24 protein-coding genes are annotated in these 24,839 nt (G+C 69.3%); 10 read left to right on the forward strand and 14 right to left on the reverse strand.

Annotation, left to right across the window (positions count from 1 at the left end; all coding sequences use genetic code 11):
* Nucleotides 1-19 precede the first annotated feature (19 nt).
* Nucleotides 20-1,237, forward strand: a complete 1,218-nt coding sequence (locus MJQ72_RS31400) for an RNA polymerase sigma factor (RefSeq protein WP_240594633.1) — start codon at nt 20-22, stop codon at nt 1,235-1,237.
* Between the two features lie 3 nt (nt 1,238-1,240).
* Here MJQ72_RS31400 and MJQ72_RS31405 read toward each other — a convergent pair whose 3' ends face one another.
* Genes MJQ72_RS31405 through MJQ72_RS31415 form a run of 3 tightly spaced genes read right to left on the reverse strand, consistent with a single transcriptional unit; the run spans nt 1,241 to nt 3,192 of the window.
* Nucleotides 1,241-1,867, reverse strand: coding sequence for a hypothetical protein (locus MJQ72_RS31405; protein WP_240594634.1), 627 nt, complete (start codon nt 1,865-1,867; stop codon nt 1,241-1,243).
* Nucleotides 1,868-1,869: 2 nt separating this feature from the next.
* A complete protein-coding gene (locus MJQ72_RS31410; protein WP_240594635.1) occupies nt 1,870-2,313 on the reverse strand; it encodes a nuclear transport factor 2 family protein in 444 nt (147 codons plus the stop codon).
* Between the two features lie 3 nt (nt 2,314-2,316).
* On the reverse strand, nt 2,317-3,192 hold the full coding sequence (locus tag MJQ72_RS31415; protein WP_240594636.1) for a TIGR03619 family F420-dependent LLM class oxidoreductase: 876 nt from the start codon (nt 3,190-3,192) through the stop codon (nt 2,317-2,319).
* A gap of 112 nt (nt 3,193-3,304) precedes the next feature.
* On the opposite strand from MJQ72_RS31415, the gene MJQ72_RS31420 reads away from it, so the two are divergent.
* Entirely contained in the window at nt 3,305-4,093 is a 789-nt protein-coding gene (locus tag MJQ72_RS31420; RefSeq protein ID WP_240594637.1) for a hypothetical protein, read from the forward strand.
* A 340-nt stretch (nt 4,094-4,433) separates the two neighbouring features.
* On the opposite strand, the gene MJQ72_RS31425 is transcribed toward MJQ72_RS31420, so the two are convergent.
* Both MJQ72_RS31425 and MJQ72_RS31430 read right to left on the reverse strand, forming a co-directional pair.
* A complete protein-coding gene (locus MJQ72_RS31425) occupies nt 4,434-5,243 on the reverse strand; it encodes an Fpg/Nei family DNA glycosylase (RefSeq protein WP_240594638.1) in 810 nt (269 codons plus the stop codon).
* A gap of 1 nt (nt 5,244) precedes the next feature.
* Nucleotides 5,245-5,718: a ribose-5-phosphate isomerase gene (locus MJQ72_RS31430; protein WP_007034718.1), complete on the reverse strand. Its 474-nt coding sequence runs from the start codon at nt 5,716-5,718 to the stop codon at nt 5,245-5,247.
* A gap of 45 nt (nt 5,719-5,763) precedes the next feature.
* Between MJQ72_RS31430 and MJQ72_RS31435 the strand changes: the two genes are divergently transcribed.
* A complete protein-coding gene (locus MJQ72_RS31435; protein ID WP_240594639.1) occupies nt 5,764-6,483 on the forward strand; it encodes a 2-phosphosulfolactate phosphatase in 720 nt (239 codons plus the stop codon).
* Nucleotides 6,480-7,283: an MBL fold metallo-hydrolase gene (locus MJQ72_RS31440; RefSeq protein ID WP_240594640.1), complete on the forward strand. Its 804-nt coding sequence runs from the start codon at nt 6,480-6,482 to the stop codon at nt 7,281-7,283. The genes MJQ72_RS31435 and MJQ72_RS31440 overlap by 4 nt, the downstream gene beginning before the upstream one ends.
* On the opposite strand, the gene MJQ72_RS31445 is transcribed toward MJQ72_RS31440, so the two are convergent.
* On the reverse strand, nt 7,280-7,900 hold the full coding sequence (locus MJQ72_RS31445) for a disulfide bond formation protein DsbA (protein WP_240594641.1): 621 nt from the start codon (nt 7,898-7,900) through the stop codon (nt 7,280-7,282). The two genes, MJQ72_RS31440 and MJQ72_RS31445, sit on opposite strands and share 4 nt — an antisense overlap.
* A gap of 167 nt (nt 7,901-8,067) precedes the next feature.
* Here MJQ72_RS31445 and pepN point away from each other — a divergent pair, with 167 nt between their 5' ends.
* Nucleotides 8,068-10,641, forward strand: a complete 2,574-nt coding sequence (pepN, locus tag MJQ72_RS31450; protein WP_240594642.1) for an aminopeptidase N — start codon at nt 8,068-8,070, stop codon at nt 10,639-10,641.
* A gap of 88 nt (nt 10,642-10,729) precedes the next feature.
* Here pepN and MJQ72_RS31455 read toward each other — a convergent pair whose 3' ends face one another.
* Entirely contained in the window at nt 10,730-11,212 is a 483-nt protein-coding gene (locus tag MJQ72_RS31455) for a DUF5130 family protein (RefSeq protein ID WP_240594643.1), read from the reverse strand.
* Nucleotides 11,199-11,462 carry a hypothetical protein gene (locus MJQ72_RS31460; RefSeq protein WP_240594644.1) on the reverse strand — a complete coding sequence of 88 codons (264 nt, stop codon included), beginning with the start codon at nt 11,460-11,462 and terminating at the stop codon, nt 11,199-11,201. Before MJQ72_RS31460 ends, MJQ72_RS31455 begins: the two co-directional genes overlap by 14 nt.
* A gap of 278 nt (nt 11,463-11,740) precedes the next feature.
* Here MJQ72_RS31460 and MJQ72_RS31465 point away from each other — a divergent pair, with 278 nt between their 5' ends.
* Entirely contained in the window at nt 11,741-12,094 is a 354-nt protein-coding gene (locus MJQ72_RS31465; RefSeq protein ID WP_240594645.1) for a hypothetical protein, read from the forward strand.
* Nucleotides 12,095-12,223: 129 nt separating this feature from the next.
* On the opposite strand, the gene MJQ72_RS31470 is transcribed toward MJQ72_RS31465, so the two are convergent.
* Entirely contained in the window at nt 12,224-12,718 is a 495-nt protein-coding gene (locus MJQ72_RS31470) for an HNH endonuclease (RefSeq protein ID WP_007034711.1), read from the reverse strand.
* Between the two features lie 419 nt (nt 12,719-13,137).
* On the opposite strand from MJQ72_RS31470, the gene MJQ72_RS31475 reads away from it, so the two are divergent.
* Genes MJQ72_RS31475 through MJQ72_RS31485 form a run of 3 tightly spaced genes read left to right on the forward strand, consistent with a single transcriptional unit; the run spans nt 13,138 to nt 16,087 of the window.
* On the forward strand, nt 13,138-14,118 hold the full coding sequence (locus MJQ72_RS31475) for a mechanosensitive ion channel family protein (protein ID WP_240594647.1): 981 nt from the start codon (nt 13,138-13,140) through the stop codon (nt 14,116-14,118).
* 20 nt (nt 14,119-14,138) lie between these two features.
* Nucleotides 14,139-14,534 (forward strand): globin, encoded by a 396-nt coding sequence (locus MJQ72_RS31480; protein WP_125676391.1) that lies wholly within the window; start codon nt 14,139-14,141, stop codon nt 14,532-14,534.
* A complete protein-coding gene (locus MJQ72_RS31485; RefSeq protein WP_240594648.1) occupies nt 14,534-16,087 on the forward strand; it encodes a glycoside hydrolase family 13 protein in 1,554 nt (517 codons plus the stop codon). Before MJQ72_RS31480 ends, MJQ72_RS31485 begins: the two co-directional genes overlap by 1 nt.
* Before the next feature lie 20 nt (nt 16,088-16,107).
* On the opposite strand, the gene MJQ72_RS31490 is transcribed toward MJQ72_RS31485, so the two are convergent.
* The gene (locus MJQ72_RS31490) at nt 16,108-17,568 is read right to left on the reverse strand and encodes an LVIVD repeat-containing protein (RefSeq protein WP_240594649.1); all 1,461 of its coding nucleotides are present in this window, start codon (nt 17,566-17,568) and stop codon (nt 16,108-16,110) included.
* Nucleotides 17,569-17,655: 87 nt separating this feature from the next.
* Here MJQ72_RS31490 and MJQ72_RS31495 point away from each other — a divergent pair, with 87 nt between their 5' ends.
* Nucleotides 17,656-18,297: a DUF305 domain-containing protein gene (locus MJQ72_RS31495; protein ID WP_240594650.1), complete on the forward strand. Its 642-nt coding sequence runs from the start codon at nt 17,656-17,658 to the stop codon at nt 18,295-18,297.
* Here the strand turns inward: MJQ72_RS31495 and MJQ72_RS31500 are convergent.
* The 4 genes from MJQ72_RS31500 to MJQ72_RS31515 form a co-directional block, all read right to left on the reverse strand.
* Entirely contained in the window at nt 18,294-18,569 is a 276-nt protein-coding gene (locus tag MJQ72_RS31500; RefSeq protein ID WP_240594651.1) for a hypothetical protein, read from the reverse strand. The two genes, MJQ72_RS31495 and MJQ72_RS31500, sit on opposite strands and share 4 nt — an antisense overlap.
* A gap of 63 nt (nt 18,570-18,632) precedes the next feature.
* Complete coding sequence (locus MJQ72_RS31505) at nt 18,633-19,268, reverse strand: hypothetical protein (RefSeq protein ID WP_037347649.1); 636 nt, start codon at nt 19,266-19,268, stop codon at nt 18,633-18,635.
* Nucleotides 19,261-19,680 carry a thioesterase family protein gene (locus MJQ72_RS31510; protein WP_125676402.1) on the reverse strand — a complete coding sequence of 140 codons (420 nt, stop codon included), beginning with the start codon at nt 19,678-19,680 and terminating at the stop codon, nt 19,261-19,263. The genes MJQ72_RS31505 and MJQ72_RS31510 overlap by 8 nt, the downstream gene beginning before the upstream one ends.
* A complete protein-coding gene (locus MJQ72_RS31515) occupies nt 19,680-24,653 on the reverse strand; it encodes an NAD-glutamate dehydrogenase (RefSeq protein ID WP_240594652.1) in 4,974 nt (1,657 codons plus the stop codon). The genes MJQ72_RS31510 and MJQ72_RS31515 overlap by 1 nt, the downstream gene beginning before the upstream one ends.
* Nucleotides 24,654-24,839 lie beyond the last annotated feature (186 nt).

A 24,839-nucleotide genomic window follows, 5' to 3' on the forward strand; every position in this document is an offset into this window, starting at 1 on the left:
ATGGGGTAAGACTGGCGTCGTGAAGACCGATCGTCAGGTGGAAGCGCTCCTGAGGGAGCTGGCCCCGCAGGTCATCGGGTTGCTGGTGCGCAAGCACGGGCAGTTCGACGCCTGCGAGGACGCCGTCCAGGAAGCCCTGCTCTCGGCCGCGCAGCAATGGCCGGGGCAGGGCATCCCGGACAGCCCGAAATCCTGGCTCGCGACGGTCGCGTCACGGCGGCTGGTCGACGAGTGGCGCAGCGAAAGCGCACGACGGCGGCGCGAGGAGAACGACGCGCTGATGGACGTGGCCGGTCCGGGGGACGCGTCCGATTCGGACGACACGCTCACCGTGCTCTTCCTGTGCTGCCACCCTTCCCTGTCCGCGCCGTCGCAACTCGCGCTCACGCTGCGCGCCGTCGGCGGCCTGACCACTGGCGAGATCGCGACCGCGTTCCTGGTCCCGGAATCGACGCTGGCCCAGCGGATCAGCCGGGCGAAACAGACCATCAAGAAGGCGGGCGCCGCATTCGTCCTGCCGCCGTCCGCGGAGCTCGGCGAACGGCTCCGCGTCGTCCTCCAGGTGCTGTACCTGATCTTCAACGAGGGCTACACGACCAGCGGCGGCCCCGAACTGCACCGCGCCGACCTGACCGCGGAGGCGATCCGGCTGACCCGGCTGCTCCGGCGGCTCATGCCCGACGAGGACGAGGTCACCGGCCTGCTCGCGCTCATGCTGCTGACCGACGCGCGCCGGGCCGCCCGCGCCGGCGACGACGGCTCGCTCGTGCCGCTCGCCGAGCAGGACCGCACGCGCTGGAACGCGGAAACGATCGCCGAAGGGGTTTCGCTGGTGAGCGAGGCTCTGGAGGCGGGCCCCGTCGGGCCGTATCAGGTGCAGGCCGCGATCGCCGCCGTCCACTCCGAGGCGGCCACCGCGGCCGACACGGACTGGGCCCAGATCCTCGCGCTCTACGACGTTCTCGAAAAGGTCTCGCCCGGCCCCGTCGTCACGCTCAACCGCGCGGTCGCGGTCGCGGAGGTCAACGGGCCGGAAGCGGGCCTCGAACTGCTGGCCACGCTCGACGGCGACAGCCGGATGAGCCAGACGCACCGGCTCGATTCCGTCCGCGGGCATCTGCTGGAACTGGCCGGGGACACCGGCGCCGCGCGCGAGGCCTACCTCCGTGCCGCCGGGAAGACGGCCAGCGAACCCGAGAAGCGCTATCTGGCGCTCCGGGCGGAGCGGCTCGGCTGAGCTTCACATGCGCAGATGCGGCAGCAGGCGGTCGATCACCGCGGAGTAGTCGGACCGGGCTTCGATGGCCCGCGGTATGTCGTCGAACGTCGTCACCGAGCGCGGGCACACCCGGACCCCGGGCAGGACGAAGGTGTCGAGCAGGCGTTTGCTTTCGGCGTCGTAAGCCTTGTAGGTGTACTGGACACCCGTGACCGCGACGGAGAGCGGCGGCTTGCCCTTCCGCTCGTACCCGTCGCAGGTGCCGACGCGCTCGTTGGTCGGTTTCGGGTATTCGCACACCACCACCTGGACCTTCCCCTCCTGGGAAGTGCCCATCGGCAGATGCTGGGCGGCGGTGCCGGTGAAGTCGCTCATGCCCTTGTCGTCGACCACGAAGTAGGCCAGCCGATGCGGGCCGGACGGCGTACGCGGCCCGGTCTGCCCGTCGAGGCCGGACGGGGAACGCACGCGATCCGAGGCCGCGGTCTCCGGGCAGAAGGCCACGGGTGGTTCCGGTGCCGGAGGCGGGGGCGGTGCCTTGGACTCGGCCACGGGGGACGGCTCTTCCCGGGAGGTCACCACGACGGCGGCGACGACCACGCCCGCGGCCACGACGGCCAGTAGCGTGATCACGAGCCGCCGCCGCACGCTCAGGTCTCCTGGCGGGCCGTGGCCATGGCGCGCTCGGTCTCCCAGAAGGCGCGCATCGACACGATCAGCCCGTCCTCGCGTACCCGGTAGACGAACACGCCGTCGGTGTCGACGCGGTAGCCGCCGGGCAGGTACGTCGTGATCGTGCCGACGTTCGCGACCTCGTCCCCGGCCGCGTGGGAATCGCGGATGGTGAACCGGAAGCGCTCGACGTTCGCGATCGTCTTGTCCCAGAAGGCACTGATGCCGTCGTGCCCGTGGTGTCCCTTGCCTTCTTCGTCGAACATCGACTTGCCGATCGGGTCTTCGACGACGGCGTCCCCGGCGAAGAGCGCGAGCCAGGCGGCCTTGTCCCCCGCGGTGACCGCGGTCATCGAACGGAACGCGGCCTGCCGCGCGGGCGGCTGCTCGGTGGCCGGATCCCAGCAGACGTCGACACCCATGGTTCAGTCTCCCATCTTCGCGATGATCTCGTCGCCGAACTTCTTGATGGAATCGAGCTTCGGGCCGACCTCGGCGTCGAAACCGAGGCCGTCGAACACCCACGGCATGGTGATGATGTCGGTGACGCCGATGTCGCCCTGCTCGCGGTAGCCGTCGAGGCCGAACTTGTCGATACAGACGGCCTGATACTCGAAGGGATCGCCGGCGCGGCCCTGTTCGGCCAGCAGCCCGCGCAGCTTGGCGATGGTGTCGCGGAGGTCGTCGAACTTCATCATCGCCGAAGACCAGCCGTCGGCGACGCGCGCGGCCCGCCGCAGCGCGACGTCGGTGTGGCCGCCGATGTAGAACGGCACCCGCGACGGCGGTGTCGGGCTCATGCGGAGCTTGTCGAAGTCGAAGAACTCGCCGTGGAACTCGACCATCCCGCCGTCGAGGATCAGGCGCAGCACCTCGATGGCCTCGTCGACGCGCTTGCCGCGCTTCTCGTACGGCGCGCCGCACCAGCGGAACTCCTCGGGCGACCAGCCGACGCCGAGCCCGAGCCCGAAGCGGCCGCCGGTCAGCGCCGCGACCGAGTTGACCTGGCGGGCGAGCAGGACCGGGTTCCGGGAGCCGAGTTTGAGCACGGAGGTGTAGAACGTGAGCCGTTCGGTGACCGCCCCCATCGAGGCGGCAGCGACCAGCGGATCGGCCCAGGGCGTCTCCTCGGTCCAGAAGCGGCTGCCGTCGGGCGTGTACGGATAGTCGGCCGAGACCGTTTCGGAATAGAACAGGGAATCCGGGAGCGCGATCGACGAGAAACCCGCCTCTTCGGCGGCCCGGGCGAGCTCGCCCAGCTGATCGAGCGGATTCATCGCGATCGACAGGGTGAACTTCATGGAGCCGAACTATAACGTGTTCTAGTTTCACCCGCCAGTGTCCACGGGGAACCCCCGGCGGGTTCCCGGCGTTGATCCGGTCAAAGGCCGAACGATTCCTGGAGTTGAACCCATGGGCACCGCGATCTTCCTGATCGTGCTCCTCGCCGTCGTGGTCGGCGGCGGCATCTACTTCGCGAAATCCCAGGCGGCGGCCAAGAAGCGCCAACTGGACGACGCGAAGGCGGACGCACGGCGCCTCGTCGAACGACTGGGCGGTCAGGTCATGAACCTCACCGGCACGGACACCGCCTCCCAGCAGGCGATGGCGGACGCGTCCGAACGCTTCACCGCCGCGGGCTCCCAGATGGAGCAGGCGCAGACCGTCGAGCAGGCCCGGCTGGTGCGCGAGACCGCCATCGAGGGGCTCTATTACGTCCGCGCGGCGCGGCTCGCGATGGGCATGGACCCCGGTCCGGAACTGCCCGGCAGCGAAGAGCGCGATCGGGCGGGCAAGGTCACCGAGTACCGCTCTGTCGACGTCGAGGGCGAGCACTACGAGGCCTCGCCGGACCCGAGCCAGCGCACGCCGCACTACTACCCCGGTGGCCGCGTCGCGGGCCGTCCGGTGCCGCAGGGCTGGTACAGCGAGCCGTGGTGGAAGCCCGCGCTCGTCGCCGGCGCCTGGGGTCTCGGCTCGATGCTGCTGTTCAGCGCGATGTTCTCCGGTATGGCGGGGATCGCGAGCGCGTCGGCCTGGGAGTCGGGTTACGACGCGGGCCAGGAGGACGCCGGTGCCGGTGATGCCGGCGGCGACGCCGGGGGCGACATGGGCGGGGACGCCGGCGGGTTCGACGGCGGCGGCTTCGATGGTGGCGGCTTCGATGGTGGCGGCTTCGACGGCGGAGGCTTCGACTTCTAGCGCCGGTCTTCAAGAGGGCTGAAAGGGCCCTTCACCGCATGCGATGCGGTGAAGGGCCCTTTCGCTGCGTCTGATGCGGGGAAAGTCCCCTTCGGCCGCCACGAGCCGAGAGGTCTCGCCTCGCGCCGCCGCGTGCTTGAACGGACGACACGCGTGATCAGACGGACGACACGCGTGACCGGAAGGACGGCACGATCGCGACCGGGTCCCGAGGCGTGTCGTCCATCTGGACACACGTGTCGTCCATCCCGTCACATGTGTCGTCCGTCCAAACACACGAATCGCCACTCACGACCACCCTGGCCCCAAGTACGTGAAGGCCCCCTTCGGCCGCAGGGGGTCAGGCGGGCTGGCAGGTCGGGCACCAGAAGAGGTTCCGCGCCGCCAGATCGCTCCGCAGCACCGCCGTCCCGCACACGAGACACGGCATCCCCTCACGGCGGTAGACGTAGACCTCGCCCCCGTGCCGGTCCTGCCGCGGCGCACGGCCGGTGACCTCGGGCAGATGCTCCGGCGCGACCGTGTCGATCCGGCCCACCCGGACACCGTGCCGCATAAGCGTCACGAGATCCGCCCACAGGTCGTCCCACAGCCCGCGATCGAGCGCGCGGCCCGGGACGAGCGGGGCGACACCGTGCCGGAACAGCACCTCGGCGCGATACACGTTGCCGACGCCTGCCAGCACCGACTGGTCCATCAGCAGCGCCGCGATCGACGTCTTCGACCGCGAGATCCGCTCCCACGCCTTGTCCGGCTTCGCGTCGCGGCGCAGCGGATCCGGGCCGAGCCGCGCTTTGATCGCGTCGACCTGGGGCGCGTCCAGGAGCTCGCACCGGGTCGGGCCGCGCAGGTCGGCGGAATGCGTCGGGCCGACCAGCCGCATCCGTACCTGCCCCACCGGCGCCGAAACGGGCAGTGGATCGTCGGAGAACGTGCCGTAGAGGCCGAGGTGGACGTGCACCGTCCCGTGTGGACCGTAGTCGTGGAACAGATGCTTCCCGTACGCCTCGGCCTTCACCAGCACCCGGCCGTCCAAACGGGACGCTTCGGCGGCGAACCGTCCCTGCGGGCTGCTCATCTCGACCGGGTGACCGGCGAAACGGCGTTTGTGCAGACGCGCCAAGCGATGGAGCGTGTGCCCCTCGGGCATGTCAGTGCTCGGGCAGCGGCGGCGGCCAGCCGGTGTTCTCGTAGTCCAGGATCTGCTGGACGCGGCGGCCGTGGCGCTCGTCCGGGCTCGGCGGGGTCGCGAGGAACGCCTCGACGATCTCCGTGGCCTCTTCGGTGGTGTGCATCCGCGCGCCGACGCCGATCAGCTGGGCGTGGTTGTGCTCGCGGGTGAGCTTCGCGGTCTCGACGCTCCACGCGAGGCCGGCGCGAGCGCCCTTCACCTTGTTGGCCGCGATCTGCTCGCCGTTGCCGGAGCCGCCGACGACGATGCCGAGGCTGCCCTCGTCCGCGACGACGCGGCGGGCCGCCTCGATGCAGAACGCCGGGTAGTCGTCGGCCGCGTCGTAGACGAAGGGGCCGACGTCCTCGACGTCGTGGCCCTGCTCCTTGAGGTGGGCCACGAGGTGGTTCTTCAGTTCGAAACCGGCATGGTCAGAGCCAAGGTAAACACGCACAGCGCGGAGTCTGCCATCACGTTCCGGGGCGAGCATGCTGTGGGGGTGGACATCAGACTCGAATGGGGAAGCGAGGGTGTCGCCGCCTTGGGCGCGGACTGCGCCGTGCTGGTCGTCGTCGACGTGCTTTCCTTCTGCACCACAACGGATCTCGTACTGGGCAACGGCGGCAGGGTGCTGCCCGTCCGCTGGCGCGATCACCGCGGCGAGGAGGCCGCGAAAGCGCGAAGTGCCATCCTCGCGGGTGAACGCGAATGGACCCTGCGGCCTTCGTCTGTGACGGAAATCCCTTCCGGCACGCTTCTCGCGCTGCCGTCTCCCAACGGCGCCACGCTCTGCGACGCCGCCGCCACGACCGGTGCCGAGGTACTGGCGGGCTGCCTGCGCAACGCGTCCGCCGTCGCCGCCCGCGCGGCGGAACTCGCGGACGGACGACCGATCGGCGTCATCCCGGCGGGGGAACGCTGGGGCATCGACATCCGCGCCGAAGCCAAGACGTTCGGACCGCTCAGGCCGTGTGTCGAGGACCAGCTCGGGGCGGGGATGATCGTCGCGGGACTGGACGGCTACGGCCGCCTGTCCGCCGAAGCCCGTCTCGCGGCGATGGCGGCAAAAGCGATCGACATCGCCGAAGCGCTGACGGATTGTGCTTCAGGGCGCGAGCTCGCCGCGGCCGGGCACGCGAACGACGTGAAGCTGGCCGCGGAGCTCGACACGAGCGGCACGGTTCCTGTGCTGCGCAACGGAATTCTGGAGGATTCGTGACTTGGCTCGAACTCGCGGACGGGGTGTACGCCCGCCGTTACGAGGAGCTGGACCTGACCGTCGGCCTCGTCGTGGGCGACGAACACTGCCTGGTGATCGACGTGCGCGGCGACGTCGACCAGGGCGCCGAACTGGCCGCGGCGGTACGGGAGATCACGCCGCTGCCGTGGTCGGTCGTCTACACCCACGCGCATTTCGATCACGCCTTCGGCACGACGGCCTTCCTGCCGTGCGACGTCTGGGCGCACGAAGGGTGCCTGGCCGAGCTGACCACCCACGGCGACGGCGCACGGCTCAAGTGGATCCAGCACTATCTCGGCGAAAACCGTCCGGAGATGGCGGAGGCGTTGGAGCGCACCGAGATCACCCTGCCGGACAAACCCATCGTCGACACCGCCGAGATCGACCTCGGCGGCCGCACCGTCGTGCTGCGGTTCCTCGGCCGGGCCCACACGGATCACGACCTGTTCGTGCACGTGCCCGACGCGGGCGTGATCTACGCGGGCGACGCCGTCGAGAACGCCGAAGCCGGCTTCAGCGAGTTCTCCTTCAACGACGGCAGCTTCCTCGCCGCGTGGCCCGCGGTGATGGACGCCATCCTCGCGCTGGAACCGAAGATCATCGTCGCCGGGCACGGGGACCCCGTCGACGTTGCCTTCATCGAGAAGCACCGCGACGGGCTGCGCGAGCTCGTCGCGCTCAAGACCCGGGTCGCGGCGGGAGACCTCACGACGGACGAAGCCGTCGCGAGGTCCCCCTACCCCGGCGATGTCACCAAGGCCGCCCTGGAAACGCCTTAGTCGAAGTTCAGCTCACCGGTCCGGGTGCGCTTCAGCTCGAAGAAGTCCGGGTAGCTCGCCAGCGCGCGGGCGCCGTCGAAGACCTTGACGGCGTCCTCGCCACGCGGGATCGAGCTGAGCACCGGGCCGAAGAAGGCGACGCCGTCGATGTGGATGGTCGGGGTGCCGACGTCCATTCCGACCGGATTCATACCTTCGTAGTGACTCTTCTTGAGCGCTTCGTCGTACTCGGTCGACTCGGCGGCCTCGGCCAGCTCGGCCGGGGCACCGATGGCTTCGAGGGTCTCCTTGATGACCTTCGGGATGTCCTTGTCGCCCTGGTTGTGGTGGCGCGTGCCGAACTCCGTGTAGAAGTCGCGCAGGGCCTCCTCGCCGTTCTTCCGCGCCAGCGCGGTGGCGACGCGGACGGGACCCCAGCCGCGGTCCAGCAGCTCCTTGTACTGCTCAGGCAGGTCCTCGCGGCCGCTGTTGAGCTCGGACAGGCTCATGATCCGGAACCGCAGGTCGAGATCGCGGTGCTTCTCCACTTCGAGGATCCAGCGCGAGCTGATCCAGGCGAAGGGGCAGATCGGGTCGAAGTAGAAGTCGACCTTGGTCTTCTCGGACGGGGCGGTCATCAGGTTCTCCCAGTGCCATCGTCTTGGGGTGGTCCGGTACACACACAGTGCTACACAGCGGCCAACATCGCCGCCGTCGGCGTTGTTCCCGTCGTCAGCACGGGCTCCGACATGATTGGATGCCTGTAGTTGGAAACCAAAACCGATACCGATGACCAGAGGTGCCAGTGCCCGCCCCCAACCTGACCCGAGACCAAGCCAAGCTGCGCGCGGAACTGCTCGACGTCGAGTCCTACGACATCGAGCTGGATCTGACCGACGGCCGTGGCGGTCCCGGTGAGAAGACCTTCACGTCGAAGACGACGATCAAGTTCGCGAGCGCCAGAAGCGGCGAAGCGTCGTGGGTCGACATCGTCGCCGAGGGGATCGGATCGGCCGTCCTCAACGGGACGGACCTCGACGTCAGCGGGTACGTCGAGGACAAGGGCATCGAGCTGCCCGGCCTCGCCGAGTCGAACGAGCTCGTCGTGGACGCGGTCTGCCGGTACATGAACACCGGCGAGGGCCTGCACCGATTCGTCGACCCGGTCGACGACGGCGTGTACCTCTACACGCAGTTCGAGACCGCGGACGCGAAGCGGATGTTCGCCTGCTTCGACCAGCCCGACCTCAAGTCGGTCTACCGGCTCACCGTGATCGCGCCGAAGGACTGGAAGGTCATCTCGAACGCGCTGATCGAATCGACGGAGGAGACCTCGGAGGGGGCCGTCCGCACCGTGTTCAAGGTGTCCGAGCGGATCTCGACCTACCTGGTCGCGCTGATCGCCGGCCCGTACAGCGAGTGGCGCGACGAGTTCACCGACGAGCACCGCACGATCCCGCTGGGCATCTACTGCCGCGCCTCGCTCGCCGAGCACATGGACGCGGAGAAGCTGTTCACCGAGACCAAGCAGGGTTTCGCCTTCTATCACGAGAAGTTCGCGACCCCGTACCCGTTCTCCAAGTACGACCAGCTGTTCGTGCCGGAGTTCAACGCGGGCGCGATGGAGAACGCCGGCGCGGTCACCTTCCTGGAGGACTACGTCTTCCGCAGCCGCGTCACCCGCTACGCCTACGAGCGCCGTGCCGAGACGCTGCTGCACGAGATGGCGCACATGTGGTTCGGCGACCTGGTCACCATGCGCTGGTGGGACGACCTGTGGCTGAACGAGTCGTTCGCGACCTTCGCGAGCGTGCTGGCCCAGGCCGAGGCCACCGAGTACAAGAACGCGTGGACCAGCTTCGCGAACATCGAGAAGTCGTGGGCGTACCGGCAGGACCAGCTGCCCTCGACGCATCCGATCGCGGCGGACATCGTCGACCTGCACGCGGTCGAGGTGAACTTCGACGGCATCACCTACGCCAAGGGCGCGAGCGTGCTGAAGCAGCTCGTCGCCTACGTCGGGCTGGAGCACTTCCTCGAAGGCCTCAAGGTCTACTTCGGCAAGCACGCCTGGGGCAACGCGACCCTGGCGGACCTGCTGGGCGCGCTGGAAGAGGCCTCGGGCCGCGACCTGTCGTGGTGGAGCGCGCAGTGGCTGGAGACCACGGGCCTCAACTCGCTGAGCCCGCGCTACGAGGTCGGCGCCGACGGCACGTACACCTCGTTCGCCGTCACCCAGACCGGTGCCAAGCCGGGCGCCGGTGAGCTGCGGACGCACCGCGTCGCGGTCGGCGTCTACGACGAGGACGAGAACGGCAAGATCGTCCGCAAGCACCGCGTCGAGCTCGACGTGGACGGCGAGCGCACCGAGGTGCCGGGGCTGGTCGGTCTCCCGGCGGGCAAGCTCGTGCTGGTCAACGACGACGACCTGACCTACTGCACGATGCGGCTCGACCCGGCGTCGCTGACCACGCTGATCGACCGCATCGCCGACATCACCGAACCGCTGCCCCGCACGCTGTGCTGGTCGGCGGCGTGGGAGATGACGCGTGAGGCCGAGCTCAAGGCCCGCGACTTCGTCACCCTGGTGCAGCGCGGCGTGCACACCGAGACCGAGGTCGGCGTGGTGCAGCGGCTGCTGCTGCAGGCGCAGACGGCGCTGAACTCGTACGCGAAGCCGGAGTGGGCGGCGGACAAGGGCTGGCCGGAGTTCTCCGCGCGGCTGCTGGAGCTGGCGCAGGGCGCCGAGGCCGGTTCGGACCACCAGCTCGCGTTCGTGAACTCGCTCGCCGGTTGCGTGCTCGACGACAAGACGCTGCAGATCATCGCGGGCTGGCTCGACGGCTCGGCGCCCCTGGAGGGCCTGACCGTCGACACCGACCTGCGCTGGCGGCTGCTGCACGCGCTGGTCGCGCACGGCAAGGCGGAGAACCCGGAGATCGACGCGGAACTCGGCAAGGACGACACCGCGGCCGGGCGGCGACAGGCGGAGCGCTCGCGGGCGCTGCGGCCGACCGCCGAGGCGAAGGCCGACGCGTGGCAGCGGGCGGTGTACGACGACGAGCTGCCCAACGCGGTCAGCGACTCGCTCATCACCGGCTTCTCCCACCCGGGCCAGAAGCACCTGCTGGGCGACTACGTGACGCGCTACTTCGAGGTCATCGACGAGGTTTGGCAGCGGCGCTCCAGCGAGCGGGCGCAGCCGACCGTGGTCGGGCTGTACCCGTCGTGGGCCGTCGAGGCGGCGACCGTCACGGCGTCGGACGAGTGGCTGGCCGGGGAGCACCCGGCGGCGCTGCGCCGTCTCGTGTCGGAAGGCCGGGCCGGGATCGTGCGGGCGCTGGCCGCCCGTGAGTTCGACTCGCAGGCCGGCGACTGACGAGAGCTGAAAGGGCCCTTCACCGCATGTGATGCGGTGAAGGGCCCTTTCGCTGCGTCCTATGCGGGGAAGGTCCCCTTCAGCTCCGTCAGTGCTGCGGAGCGCCCGCCTGGTCGCTCAGCATGCGGAGAGCGTTCACGAGGCCACCGACGAGGTCGCCTTCCTTGAACGAGGCCACCATGCTGGCCACGGCGAGCTTCGCGCCGCGGTCGGGCAGGCGGTGCCGGGCCTGCGTGCCCGTCACGACCTCGATCGCCCGCTGGCCGGGCGACACGGCGACGATGACACCGTCGGCCGGGTTGTCGGTCGAGGTCAGCAGCCCTTCGGCGGTGGCGCGGGTGTCCTCGCCGAGGTCGCCCAGGTATACGCTGAAGTCCAGGCCGGTTTCGCGGCTGGCGAGCGTCAGCGCCTCGTCCAGCCGGGCGAGCTGCTGGGTGGTGAATGGGCTGATCGGACCAGCCGGTTCGTACATCTTGGCGGCGGAAATCCGGCCGCTCGAGGTAACGGCGGCGCCGTAACCGGGCTCTTCGTCAACAGCGGTGGACGAATGGGTCAGTTCACCAGTTGCCACGAGCGCCTCCCGTCACCGAAGCTCCGTCCGCCGCGACGACGGCGGTCGCGCCGCCCTCGTTCGCGTGCGGATGCCTTGCGCCGACCCCGTCGGGGTTGGCGCTCCACCACATGGCCGGGTACTCCCACGGCTGCCCCGGCCGGTACCGGGCGACGCCCGCGCCCTTCGACCGCAGCGTGGCCACCCCGCACAGCGCGTAGATGGCCAAGGGGATCACCGCGAAGACCAGGATCGTCTCGACAAGGTTCACGCGCGTGAGCGTATCCGATGGCGTGCGGCCCCACCCGCTCGCACGGCACCTACCGCTCGTCGTCCGGAGGGGGCCGTCCGCCGCTTGCCGCGAAAGCGCTCCCACGTTGGGGCGAAGCCCTCAAGGCCGAAAGGTTGCAACTCAACGTACGGGCGGCCGCACCCGGCGCTGTCGTCTTGTCGCGGCCTTGAAATCCTCGTAGCTTTTTCACCTGTACGGGCCTTGCGCCCAGCTCCCCCACCCCAGCAGGTAACGCACCGGTCGCAGGAGGATATGTCATGCAGAGCACCCAGACACCCGGCCAGGCGATCATCGACGACATTTCGTCACTCTTCGAAATTGGATTCGTCCCCGGTACGCGTGTGACGGCGGGCACACGGGTTACGCGCGGTACACGTGTCACTCGCGGTACGCGGGTCACCGCCGGCACCCGGGTCACCCGCGGAACCCGCGTCACGCGAGGCACCCGCGTCACCGCCGGAACCCGCGTCACCCGTGGCACGCGAGTCACCCGGGGCACCCGCGTGACGGCGGGCACCCGCGTCACCTGCGGCACGCGCGTCACCCGCGTCACCCGCGGCACCCGTGGCACCCGCGTCACCTGCCAGAGCGACTTCTCCCTCGCCGCCTGAGCCCGGGCACGACCGGTTCACAGGGGACGGCGCACTCGTAGCGAGCTTCACCATCGCGTCATCGGCCCGCCCCGGCCGCCGAAAGGCAGCCGGGGCGCCGACGCTTTTCGGGGCCCGGTCATGACCGGATCAGGCGGCGGTTCCCAGGTACGGCCGCCACAACGGGTCGGCCTCCTTCGAATGCGCGAGCAGCCGCCAGTGCGGCCCGTGCGGGGCCCTCGGCACGACGCGCAGGCGCCAGCCGATCTCGGAAAGCAGCTTGTCCGCCTTCCGGTGGTTGCACTTGGCGCAGCAGGCCACGCAGTTCGTCCAGCTGTGGGGACCTCCGCGACTGCGCGGGACGACGTGGTCGATCGTCTCGGCCCGCCCTCCGCAGTAGGCGCAGCGGTACCGGTCGCGATGCATCAGCCCGGCCCGGGTCAGCGGCACCTGCGCGCGGTAGGGCACGCGCACGTAGGTGCTCAGCCGGATCACCGAAGGCACGGGCAGCGAGACCGTGGCGGCGTGCAGTTCGAGCCCTGCCGGGTCTCCGTGCACCACCTCGGCCTTGCCGCACATCACGAGGACCACCGCGCGCCGCAACGGCAGCGCCGTGAGCGGTTCGAACGTGGCGTTCAACAGCAATACCCGTCTGCGGCCCCAGGACGACGCTGTCGTCGTAGTGGGTACCGCCGAAGTCGACGGATCCCGCCCTCTACGCTGTCCGGGCGGGCGGGCAACACCCCCTGGCCGCGTTCCCGGCCCGCCCGGTGGAGCCCCGTGCGAGGGGGCACCTCCCGGATGGGCGCGCAACACGACCTCCGGCGCCTGTCCGGCCACGGCTTGGCTCGGGACGCCGAGGGGGATGGGTTGTCGGTCTGGCACTCGACCACCTCCACCGGTGCAGGCATAGTCGACCACAGATCAGCCCCAAAGTGCACGTGTGTTACTGGACGTGTCACATGCGCGCGACCCGGCGGCCACATGAAGTTGGGTGTTTCGCATCCGCCGGGGGCGCGCGGCGTGACCGATCCCCGCCGAGTACGAAAGGACATTTCCTCTCCGTGAACCTGCTGCCCACCGAACCCCCGGCCTGCACCCGCGAAGCCGGCAGCCTGTGCTACCAGGTGTTCCAGGTCACAAAGAACGAATGGCTCTCCGCGTCGGCCGGCTGGCTGCTGACGAAGCCGCTGAGGATCCTGATGATCGTCGCCGTGGCGTTCCTGCTGCGGTATCTGGTGCGACGCCTGATCAACCGCGTGACGCGGATGCCGAACGGCGGTTCCTCGAAGCTGCCCGCCCTGTTGAGACCGCTGCGGGAGAAGGCGCCCGAGGTGCTCGGGTCGGCGGTGATGGAACGGCGCCGTCAGCGTGCCGCCACCATCGGCTCGGTGCTCAAGTCGATGGCGACGTTCCTGATCTACGGCCTCGCGTTCATCCTGGTGCTCGGCGAACTGGGCATCGACCTGGCGCCGATCATCGCGTCCGCCGGCATCGTCGGCGTGGCGCTCGGGTTCGGCGCGCAGAACCTGGTCAAGGACTTCCTGTCCGGCATGTTCATGATGATCGAGGACCAGTACGGCGTCGGTGACGTCGTCGACGTCGGCGAGGCGTCCGGCACCGTCGAGGCCGTCGGCCTCCGGATCACCACCTTGCGTGACATCAACGGCACCGTCTGGTACGTCCGCAACGGCGAGGTGCTGCGGGTCGGCAACTCGAGCCAGGGCTTCGCGGTGGCCGTCGTCGACGTCCCGCTCAGCTACTCGGCCGACGTCGAGAAGGCCACCGAGCTGATGGCGGAGAAGGCCAAGACCCTCCTGGAGAGCGAAGGGCTCGCACCGAACGTGCTGGAGCCGCCGGAGATGCTCGGCGTGGAGACCGTCACCCCCGAGAGCATCAAGCTCCGCCTGACGGTGAAGGTCCGGCCGGGCAAGCAGTGGGCCGTGCAGCGCGCGCTGCGTGCGCATCTGCTCGCCGCGCTCGACGAAGCCGGCTTCGAGCCGCCACTGGGGCGCTTTATGTCGTCCGGCCCCGCGGCCCAGTAGGACAAGGGCAGAATGGAGCTGTGTCCGTGACCGAACCTGACCCCACCACCCTGTACGAAGCGATCGGCGGTGAACCGGTCTTCACCCGGATCGTCGCTCGGTTCTACGCCGAAGTGGCGGTCGACGAAGTGCTTCGCCCGCTGTACCCCGAGGAGGACCTCGGCCCGGCCGAGGAGCGTTTCCGGCTGTTCCTCATGCAGTACTGGGGCGGCCCGCACACCTACTCGGACCAGCGCGGTCACCCGCGGCTGCGGATGCGGCACGCGCCGTTCAAGATCGGCCCGATCGAACGCGACGCCTGGCTGCGCTGCATCAAGATCGCGGTCGACGAGGAGAACATCGAGGAGCCCTACCGCTCGCAGCTGTGGGCGTACCTCGAGATGGCCGCCAACAGCATGATGAACAGCTTCGTGTGATGGAACGCGACGTGGACTGGTGGGCCCAGGCGGTCTTCTACCAGGTCTACGTACGCTCGTTCGCCGATTCGGACGGGGACGGCGTCGGTGACCTCGAAGGCATCCGCGGCAAGCTCGGGTATCTGGAGCTGCTCGGGGTCGACGCGCTGTGGCTGACGCCGTTCTACCGCTCCCCCATGGCCGACCACGGCTACGACATCGCCGACCCGCGCGACGTCGACCCGATGTTCGGCACCCTCGGCGATTTCGACGTCCTGCTGACCGAGGCGCACAAACGCGGCATCAAGGTCACCGTCGACGTCGTCCCCAACCACACCAGCAACACCCACGCCTGGTTCAAATCGGCGATGGCGGCGCCGCCGGGGAGCCCGGAGCGGGATCGCTACATCTTCCGTGACGGGCTCGGCCCGCGCGGCGACCAGCCGCCGAACAACTGGGTCAGCTCGTTCGGCGGCCCGGCGTGGACGCGGGTGCCGGACGGCCAGTGGTATCTGCACCTGTTCTCGCCGCAGCAGCCGGATCTGAACTGGGCCAACCACGAGGTCGCCGCCGACCTGGAGCGGACCCTGCGGTTCTGGCTGGACCACGGCGTGGACGGCTTCCGTATCGATGTCGCGCACGGGATGGCGAAACCGCCGGGCCTGCCGGACATGGACCCGCGGGTGAACGCGATCGGGCCGAGCGAGTTCTACGATCCGCGGTTCGACAACGACCGCGTCCACGAGATCCACCAGATGATCCGCAAGGTGCTCGACGAGTACCCGGGCACCATGGCCGTCGGTGAGATCTGGGTGACCGACGAGAAGCGCCTCGCGCGCTACCTGCGGCCCGACGAGCTGCACCTGGCGTTCAACTTCCGGCTCGTGCTCACACATTTCGACGCGGACGCGCTGCGGACGGCCATCGAGCGGTCCTTGGCGGTGCCGAAGGCCGCCGGCGCCCCCGCCACCTGGACGTTGAGCAATCACGACGTCTGGCGGCAGGTCAGCCGGTACGGCGGCGGCGAACGCGGCGTCCGGCGCGCCAGGGCGATGGCGCTCGTCGAGCTCGCGCTGCCCGGCGCGGTCTATCTGTACAACGGCGAGGAACTGGGGCTCGGCAACGTCGACATCCCGCCCGACGCGGTCGCGGACCCGCGCGCCAAGATCTCCGGTGCCGAGTTCGGCCGGGACGCGTCACGGGTGCCGCTGCCGTGGGAAGGCGACCTGCCGCCGTTCGGTTTCTCGCGCAATCCGCGCACCTGGCTGCCGATGCCGGCTTCGTGGGCTTCGGTGACCGTGGAAGCGCAGCTGGAGGATCCGGCGTCGACGCTCTCGCTGTACCGGCGGGCGATCGAGATCCGTAAGTCGCACAAGGCTTTCCGCGGTGACGACCTCGAATGGTACGGCGCGCCCGCGGGGTGTTTCGCGTTCCGGAGGCGCGGTGGCGGGCTGGTGTGCGCGCTGAACACGTCGGCGAGCCCGATCGCGCTGCCGCCGGGCGAAGTGCTGCTGTCGAGCGTGCCGTTGGTGAACGGGAAACTGCCACCGGACGCGGCCGCCTGGCTCGTCTGAGCCAGGCGGCCGCGCCGGGATCAGTTGTTGAAGCCCGGGTGCAGCTTGTACTGCGTCTGGGCGTTGAACTGGTTCTGCCGGACGAGCTTCGCCGGGAAGGTCCGCCAGTCGTTGAGGTCCAGGACGTCCAGGCCCTTCACGATGTCGGACGAGTAGATGTGGCCGTTGTACCAGTACGCGGACCACGTGCCACCGCCGACGAGCTTCTCGTTCGAGAGCGGGCCCCGCTCCCAGAACGCGATCTCCTTCGGGTTCTTCGCGTCGGTGAAGTCCCACACCGAGACGCCGCCCTGGTACCAGGACTGGACCATGATGTCCTTGCCCGGCACCGGAATCAGCGAACCGTTGTGCGCCACGCAGTTCTCGGTCTCGGACTGGAGACGCGGGATCTTGTAGTAGCTGACGAACTCCAGCTTGCGGTCGTCGCCGCGGCCGGTGATCTGGTAGATGCCGTTGGCGCCGCGGGTGGAGCCGAACTTCTCCAGGCAGGTGGCCATCCCGCCGCCGCCGAGCTCGTCGGTGAAGACGATCTTGGTGGCGTCGTTGTTGAAGGTGGCGCTGTGCCAGAACGCGAAGTTCACGTTGTCCTGCACGCGGTTGAGGACTCGCGGCTTGAGCCGGTCGGAGATGTCGAGCAGGACGCCGTCACCCATGCAGGCACCGGCCATCAGGTCCTTCTCCGGCAGCGCCGTCAGGTCGTGGCAGCCGGTGGTCGCCGACCGGCGGGTGCCGTCGGGGTTCGTGCCACCGGGGTTGCCGCCGCCGTCGGCCGCCGGGAACAGCACCGGGGTCGCGACGAGCGAGGCCTTCGCCGGGTCCTTCACGGGGACCTTGATGATCGACAGCTTGTCGTGCGGCGGCTGGCAGTCGGGCAGGTTCGCGGCCGGCGCGTACGACGAGACGTAGATGTAGACGTCCTTGCCGCGCTTGTCCGGCACCAGGGTGTTGGTGTGCGAACCGCAGTCGGTCTCGATCGCCGCGACGTACTTCGGCGCCGCGAGGTTCGAGATGTCGAAGATCTTGATGCCCTCCCACGACGTCTTGTCCGAGGCGGGCTTCGAGACGCTGTTGCACGAGTTGTCGCTGCGCGACGCGTCGGTCGACAGGAAGAGCAGGTCGCCGGAGATCGACACGTCGTTCTGCCCGCCGGGGCACAGGACCTGGCTGACGATCTTCGGGCGGTACGGGTTGCGGACGTCGAAGACGTTGAACCCGTCGTAGGTGCCGACGATCGCGTGGCCCTTGGTGAACGCGATGTCGGTGCCGGTCGAGTCCTTGGTGAACGGTCCCTGCTGCGGGACGTTCGCGATCGACCGGAGGTTCGGGCTGTGGACGATCTCGTCCACACCCGGGATCGCGGTCGCCGACGGTTCGGCGACGACGGCCGGCGCGGCGAGCGCGCTGGAGGCCCCGAGGGCGGCGACCGCGGCCGCCGACACGAAGACCCTGGTCAAGCGACGTTTCAGCCCAGGCTGCAGCACGATATGGCTCTCCTTCCACCCAGCTTTACGCGCACCTTATTCCTTATTTAGGCTCAGCAGATACCGACCAACGGAGGAACTCCCGGGATGCGAAAAAGTTTGACATCGGCGCTGGTCGCCGCCGCTTTCCTCGTCTCGGGCTGCACCGGTGACGCGGAGCCCGCCGCACCGGCCCAGAGCGCGCCGGTGATCGCCCCTGGCAAACCCGGCGAGCAGGCGGGCACCGCCGCCCCGGGCCCGGTGAACCGCGATCAGCCCAACGAGGCCGACGTCGAGTACATGACGATGATGATCCCCCACCACCAGCAGGCGAAGGTGATGACCGACCTGGTGCCGGGCAAGACGGCCAACGAGCAGATCCGGGCGATCGCGGGGCGGATCTCGGTCGCGCAGGACGGCGAGATCACGATGATGAAGACCTGGCTGGCCGACCGCGGCAAGCCGGTGCCGGGCGAAGGACACGCGGGTCACGGGGGCGGGCATGATCACGCGCTCATGCCGGGGATGGCGACCGAGGCTCAGCTGGCGGATCTGCGCGCGGCGAACGGGGCGGCGTTCGAAAAGCTGTTCCTCGACCTGATGATCGCGCACCACCAGGGCGCGCTGACCATGGCCGAAGCCCAGCTCGGCAAGGGGGTGGAGGTCAAGGCGCAGGAGATGGCGCAGGAGGTCATCACCGGACAGACCGCCGAGATCGAGCGCATGAAGACGATGCGCGGAAAGCTCTAGGCCTCGCCGGAGCCCATATCGCCGAACCCGGAGTCGCCCGAGTCGTCGAGGGTGCCGGAGACGATCCAGGTCGCCAGCGCGGCGGCCTGGACGTAGGGCGCAGCCTTCGCCGCGGCCCGTCCGGCGCTCTTGGCGCGCCCCCATTTCTCCGGGCGTTCGGCGCGTTCGGGCGCCTCCTCACCCGGCGGCCGCTCGGTCCGCCACGGAGTCTCCTCCGGCCGGACCCCGGCGAGGAAGTCCGCGGTCGGGTCGTCCCCGTCCTTGTCGTTCATGGGGACAGCCTGACACCGCGGGCGGCCGGAAGCCACCCGCGGCGTCATGCGGTAAGAAACCCGTCAGAACAGCAGCGGCAGGAGCGCGTGGCGGCGTTTGAGCACGGCGCCGTAGCGCGCGTCGATGCGCATCCACGAATCCGTCGCGGTGACACGGACGACGTCGCCGTCGATCGACGAGTCCACGAAACCCATCCCGGACAGCGCGAACAGGCACCGCATCTGGACCTTGATCTCCAGCTCGTTGCCCGAAACGGTGAGCACCGCCTGGTCCATCAGCGACGCCGGCGGCGTGCCGTGCGGGCCCACGTTGTCACGGGCGAGGGTGACCCCGCGATCGGCCAGCTCCGAGATCACCGTCGCCGGCAGTTCGTCCACCAGCTGCCAGCGGCCGGGCGCGGGCAGCTCGGAATGCCACATCAGGTCGCGGGCGGGGCCCGGATCCATCCGCTCGCCACCGGCGACGGTCAGCGCGGCGAGCAGCTCGTTCCCGGACACGGTGATGTCCGACGGCGTGATGTCACCGGCGACGGCCCTGGTGGCGAGGACCTCGAACGGCGTCGCGCACCACGCCTCGACGACACCGTCACCACGCTGCCGCAACCGCACCAGCGTGTTCTGGTCGAGCCGGACCGCCCTGGCCACGAACGCGCCGAGCGTTTCGCGGTCGCCCGCGTCCGGGATGACGAGCTCAGGCATCCGCGAACCCCTTCTCCAGGAAGGCACGTTCGTCCTCGGTCAGCCGCCGGGGCCGCTCGGACGCGGTGTCGAACGGCGCGAGCACCGTCTCCGCGGTGACCGCGACCTTGTCGGCCTCGGCCGGCCCGGCGTGCACCCGGTAGCCGAGGGTGAAGCTGGCGTGCTTCAAGTCCTTCAACGAGATCTCCACCCGGATGTCCTGATCGGACACCACGATCGGCGAACGGTAATGGACGGCCAGCTTCACCACCACGATGCCCTTGGGCAGCTCGGTGAGCCCGGCGCGGACGGCGTCCCCGAACAGCAGCGGGATCCGTGCCTCTTCGAGCAGGGTCACCAGATTCGCGTGGTTGACGTGCCCGTAGACGTCCATATCCGACCAGCGCGGCCGGATCAGGGAAATGTAGCTCACTACCGCACCGTGCTCCGGATCTGCCTCGCCGCCACCGACAGCGTCGCCAGGTCGAGCTTGCCGAACTGGCTGATCTCGTCCAGTGCGACACGGGCCCGCTGCAACCGCGAGGCGTTCGTCTTCTCCCAGTGGGCGATCTTCTCGTCCGGGTCAGTGCCCGAATCGCTGTGCCGCAAGGCGTCCAGCGTGATCGTCCGCAAGGAACCGTAGACGTCGTCCCGCAGCGCCAGCCGCGCGAGCGCGTGCCAGCGGTTGCCGCGTTCGAGACCGCTGATCGACGTCAGCATCTTGTCGATGCCGAGGTGGTCGGAAAGCGCGTAGTACAGGCCCGCCGTCTCCGTCGGGGTGTGCACCGCGTCGATCCCCGCCTGCTGCTCGGCCAGCTCCGCGACGTCGGTGACGTCGAGCAGGCCGTAGGTGTGCAGCAGCAGCGCCACCCGTCCGGCGAGTTCCGCCGGGACGCCCTTCTCGATCAGCCGCTCGGTGTTCGCGTCCACCGAAGCGCACTCGACACCGCGAAGCAGCTCGTGCGCCCTCGGGGCCAGCTCGCCGACGACCCGGCCGAACCGGTTGATCTCGGCGAGCGGGGCCAGCGGCTGCGGCCGGTTGGTGAGGAACCAGCGGGCGGCCCGGTCGAGCAGCCTCCGGGTCTCCAGCATCATCTCGTCGGCGACCTCGGTCGGCACGACGTTGTCCAGCGCGTCGATCTGGGCCCACAGCGACGGCAGGTCGTACACGTGGGTGACCACGGCGTACGCGCGGACGGCGTCGGTCGCGGTCGCGTTCATCTCCTCCATCAGGCGGAAGACGTACGAGATCCCGGCGCCGTCGACGACCTCGTTGGCCACCATCGTCGTGATGATCTCGCGCTTCAGCGGGTGCTGGAAGATCGCGTCGCCGAAGCGTTCCCGAAGCGGCTTCGGGAAGTACTCGGGCAGGCGGCGCGAGAACACCTCGGAGTCCGGGAGTTCGCTGGCCAGCAGCTCGTCCTTCAGGTCGAGCTTGACGTGCGCGAGCAGCGTCGCCAGCTCCGGCGAGGTGAGGCCCTCGCCCGCCTTCTCCAGCGCGCGGAACTCCGCCGAGCTCGGCAGCGCTTCGAGCTTGCGGTCGAAGGCGCCCTTCGCGACCAGCGCCGCGACGAGCCGCTGGTGCACCGAGACCATCGGGCCGGCGTGTGCCCGGCTGACGCCGAGCACCGCGTTCTGGCGGTAGTTGTCGGCCAGTACCAGCTCGCCGACCTCGTCGGTCATCTGCTCGAGGAGTTCGTTGCGCTGCTCGGCGTCCAGCGACCCGGTCGAGACCAGGTGATCCAGGAGGATCTTGATGTTGACCTCGTGGTCGGAGCAGTCCACACCGGCGGAGTTGTCGAGCGCGTCGGTGTTGATCTTGCCGCCCGCACGGGCGAACTCGATCCGGCCGAGCTGGGTCAGGCCCAGGTTCCCGCCCTCGCCGACGACCTTGACGCGAAGCTGGTTGCCGTTGACCCGCAAGGCGTCGTTGGCCTTGTCGCCCGCGTCGGCGTGGGACTCGCTCTCGGCCTTGACGTAGGTGCCGATGCCGCCGTTCCACAGCAGCTCGACCGGCGCCAGCAGGATCGCCTGCATCAGGTCGTTCGGCGCCAGTTTCGTGACGTCCTCGCCGAGACCGAGCGCCTCGCGGACCTGCGGGCTGACCGGGATCGTCTTCGCCGAACGCGAGTAGATCCCGCCGCCCTCGCTGATCAGCGAGCGGTCGTAGTCCTCCCACGACGAGCGCGGCAGATCGAACAGCCTGCGCCGCTCGGCGAACGACGTCGCCGAATCCGGGTTCGGGTCGAGGAAGATGTGCATGTGGTTGAACGCGGCCACGAGCCGGATGTGCTGCGAAAGCAGCATCCCGTTGCCGAAGACGTCACCCATCATGTCGCCGATGCCGACGACGGTGAAGTCCTCGGTCTGGGTGTCCTTGCCCAGCTCGCGGAAGTTGCGTTTGACGCTCTCCCAAGCACCCTTCGCGGTGATGCCCATGGCCTTGTGGTCGTAGCCCACCGAGCCGCCGGACGCGAAGGCGTCGCCGAGCCAGAAACCGTAGTTCGCCGAGACCTCGTTCGCGATGTCGGAGAACTTCGCGGTGCCCTTGTCCGCGGCGACCACGAGGTAGCTGTCGTCGCCGTCGTGGCGGACCACACGCGGCGCCGGGACGGTCTTGCCCTCGACGCGGTTGTCGGTCACGTCCAGCAGGCCGGAGATGAACATCCGGTAGCAGGCGATGCCCTCGTTCAGCTGGGCGTCGCGGTCCAGGCCGGGGTCACCCGTGGCCGTCGGCGGGCGCTTCACGACGAAGCCACCCTTCGCGCCGACAGGCACGATGACCGCGTTCTTGACCGCCTGCGCCTTGACCAGGCCGAGGATCTCCGTGCGGAAGTCCTCCCGGCGGTCGGACCACCGCAGCCCACCGCGCGCGACGTCGCCGAAGCGCAGGTGCACCCCCTCGATCCGGGGCGAGTACACGAAGATCTCGTACTTCGGCCGCGGCTCGGGCAGCTCGGGCACCGCGCTCGGGTCGAGTTTGAGCGCCAGGTACTGACGTGAGTTCCCGTCCCCGTCGGTCACGTGGTAGTTCGTCCGCAGCGTGGCGAGGATGACCGACATCAGCCGTCGCAGGATCCGGTCCTCGTCGAGGCTCGTCACCTCGTCGACCAGCTTGCCGATCTCCGTGGTGAGCTGATCGGCCTGCGACGCGCGGGCCTCGTCGCCGAGCGAAAGGTCGAAGCGGGTCTCGAACAGCCGCACCAGCGCGGTGGCGATGTCGGTGTGCGCGAGGACGGTGTTCTCGATGTACTCCTGCGAGAACGGGATCTTCGTCTGGCGCAGGTACCGCGAATAGGCCCGCAGGATGGCCGCCTGGCGCCAGGTGAGCCCGGCGCGCAGGACGAGACCGTTGAAGCCGTCGACCTCGCAGTCGCCGCGCCAGGCGGCGTGGAAGGCATCCTGGAAGCGGGTGCGGAGATCGCTGTCCGCGTGGTCGAGGACCTGCGGGTCGATCCGCAGGCCGAAGTCGTAGATCCAGGAGCGGCCGCCGTCCTCGCGGCGCAGTTCGTACGGGCGCTCGTCGACGACCTCGACACCCATCCGCTGCAGGACCGGGAGCACCTGGGAAAGGGTGACGCCCTCGCCGCGCAGGTACAGCTTGAAGCGCCGCTCCCCTGCCTCGGCGTCGGCGGGCAGGTAGAACGACATCGACAGGTCGCCCTCGTCGGTCAGCGACTCCAGGGCGCGGAGGTCCGCCAGCGCTTCGAGCGCGGTGAAGTCCTCCTTGTAGCCCTCGGGGAACACCGCGGCGAACCGCTGCCCCTGTTCGCCCGCGGACTCCTCGACCAGCAGGCCGATCGCGACGCCGCTGTCCCCGGCGCGCTCGCGGCGTTCGGCGAGGATCGCCTCGACCATCCGGTCGTCCCAGCTGCGCACGGCCTCGTTGAGCCGTTCCTGGATGCGCAGGGTGTCCGGTTCGGAGCGCTGCGACGGGTCGGTGTGCACGATGAAGTGCACCTGCGCGAGCACGGTCTCGCCGATACGCGCGCTGTACTCCAGTTGCGTGCCTTCGAGTTCTTCGAGCAGGACCTCCTGCATCGCGAGCCGCGAACGGGTCGTGTAGCGGTCACGCGGGAGGTACACGAGGCACGAGTAGAAACGGCCGTACGGGTCGCGGCGCAGGAACAGGCGCAGCCGTCTGCGATCCGAAAGCGTGATCGCGCCCGTCGTCGTCGAGTAGAGCGAGTCGGTGTCGGCCGAGAACAGGTCCGCGCGCGGCCAGTTCTGCAGCACTTCGAGCATCCGCTGGCCGGAGAAGGACTCCATCGGGAAGCCCGCGCGGTGGATGACCTCGCGGACCCGGTTGCAGACCACCGGGATGTCGAGCACGTTCTCGTGCAGCGCGGTGGTGGTGAACATGCCGAGGAACCGGTGCTCGCCGGTGACGTTCCCCTTGTCGTCGAACGTTTTCACGCCGACGTAGTACGGATACACCGGGCGGTGCACGGTGGACGGCGCGCTCGCCTGGGTCAGCACCAGCAGCGTCGGCGCCAGCGCGGAGGCCGCCGTGTCCGGGCCCGCGGTGAGACTGCGCGCGGCCAGGCTGTCCTGACGCAGCACGCCAAGCCCGGTGGCGAGCACCGCGCGCAGGGCGGGCTCGTCGTTGTCGGGGTGCGGGTTGTCGATCAGCTCGTACCGGCGGTAGCCGAGGAAGGTGAAGTGGCCGTCGGCGAGCCAGCGCAGCAGCCGGGCGCCTTCCGCGACCTCGTGCGCGGGCAGCCTCGGCGGGTTGCCGTCCAGCTCGTCGGCGAGACGGCGCGCCGTCTCCGTCATCTTGTCGGTGTCCTCGACGACCTCGCGGACGTCACCCAGCACCGAAGACAGCCGGTTGTCCAGCTCGCGGGCCCGGTTCGGATCCGTGACCAGGTCGATCTCGATGTACATCCACGACTCGGCCGCCGAGTTCGCCGGCGGCTCCGCCGGGTCGGCGTCCGGGTGGACCTCCAGCAGCTCACCGGTCAGATCCCGGCTCACCACGACGATCGGGTGCACGATGCGCTGCACCTGCACCCCGTCCCGCGCGAACTCCGCCGCGACGGAATCCACCAGATACGGCATGTCGTCCGTGACGACCTGCACGACGGTCGCCTCACGCGTCCAGCCGTCTTCGGGCCCCGTCGGGTTCAGCAGCCGCACCGCGGGACGGCCGGGCATGCGGTCCTTCGCGAGCTGAAGATGCGAACGGACGGCGCCGACGAGGTCGACCGGGTCGTCACCGAGAATCTCTTCGGCCGGGATGTGCCGGTAGTACAGGCGGATCAAGTCGCCGATCTCCGGGGCGTACGCCGCGGCGGCGTCGATCAGGTCGTCCCGGATCTGCTCCGGGTTCGCCGACCGGCGCCGGGCGCCATCCTCGGTGCCGACATCTTTTCCGGGCGGGGACGAGACTCCCGTCGAGCTCATTTGAGGCAACTCTCCACTGTAGCGAGATTGACACCGCGACCGGCACGACTCTGTACCGGCCCAGACCCAACCTACAGCTCCGGACAGTCGGCTCCACAAGGCCGGGTCATTCCCGCCCGTCGAAGATTTCCCTGCTCAGATACCGGAATCGCCGTGATCGGTTCAGCTACTCGCCGGTCACATCGG

It is taken from the genome of Amycolatopsis sp. EV170708-02-1, from assembly GCF_022479115.1.
In the GTDB taxonomy this organism is placed as follows: domain Bacteria; phylum Actinomycetota; class Actinomycetes; order Mycobacteriales; family Pseudonocardiaceae; genus Amycolatopsis.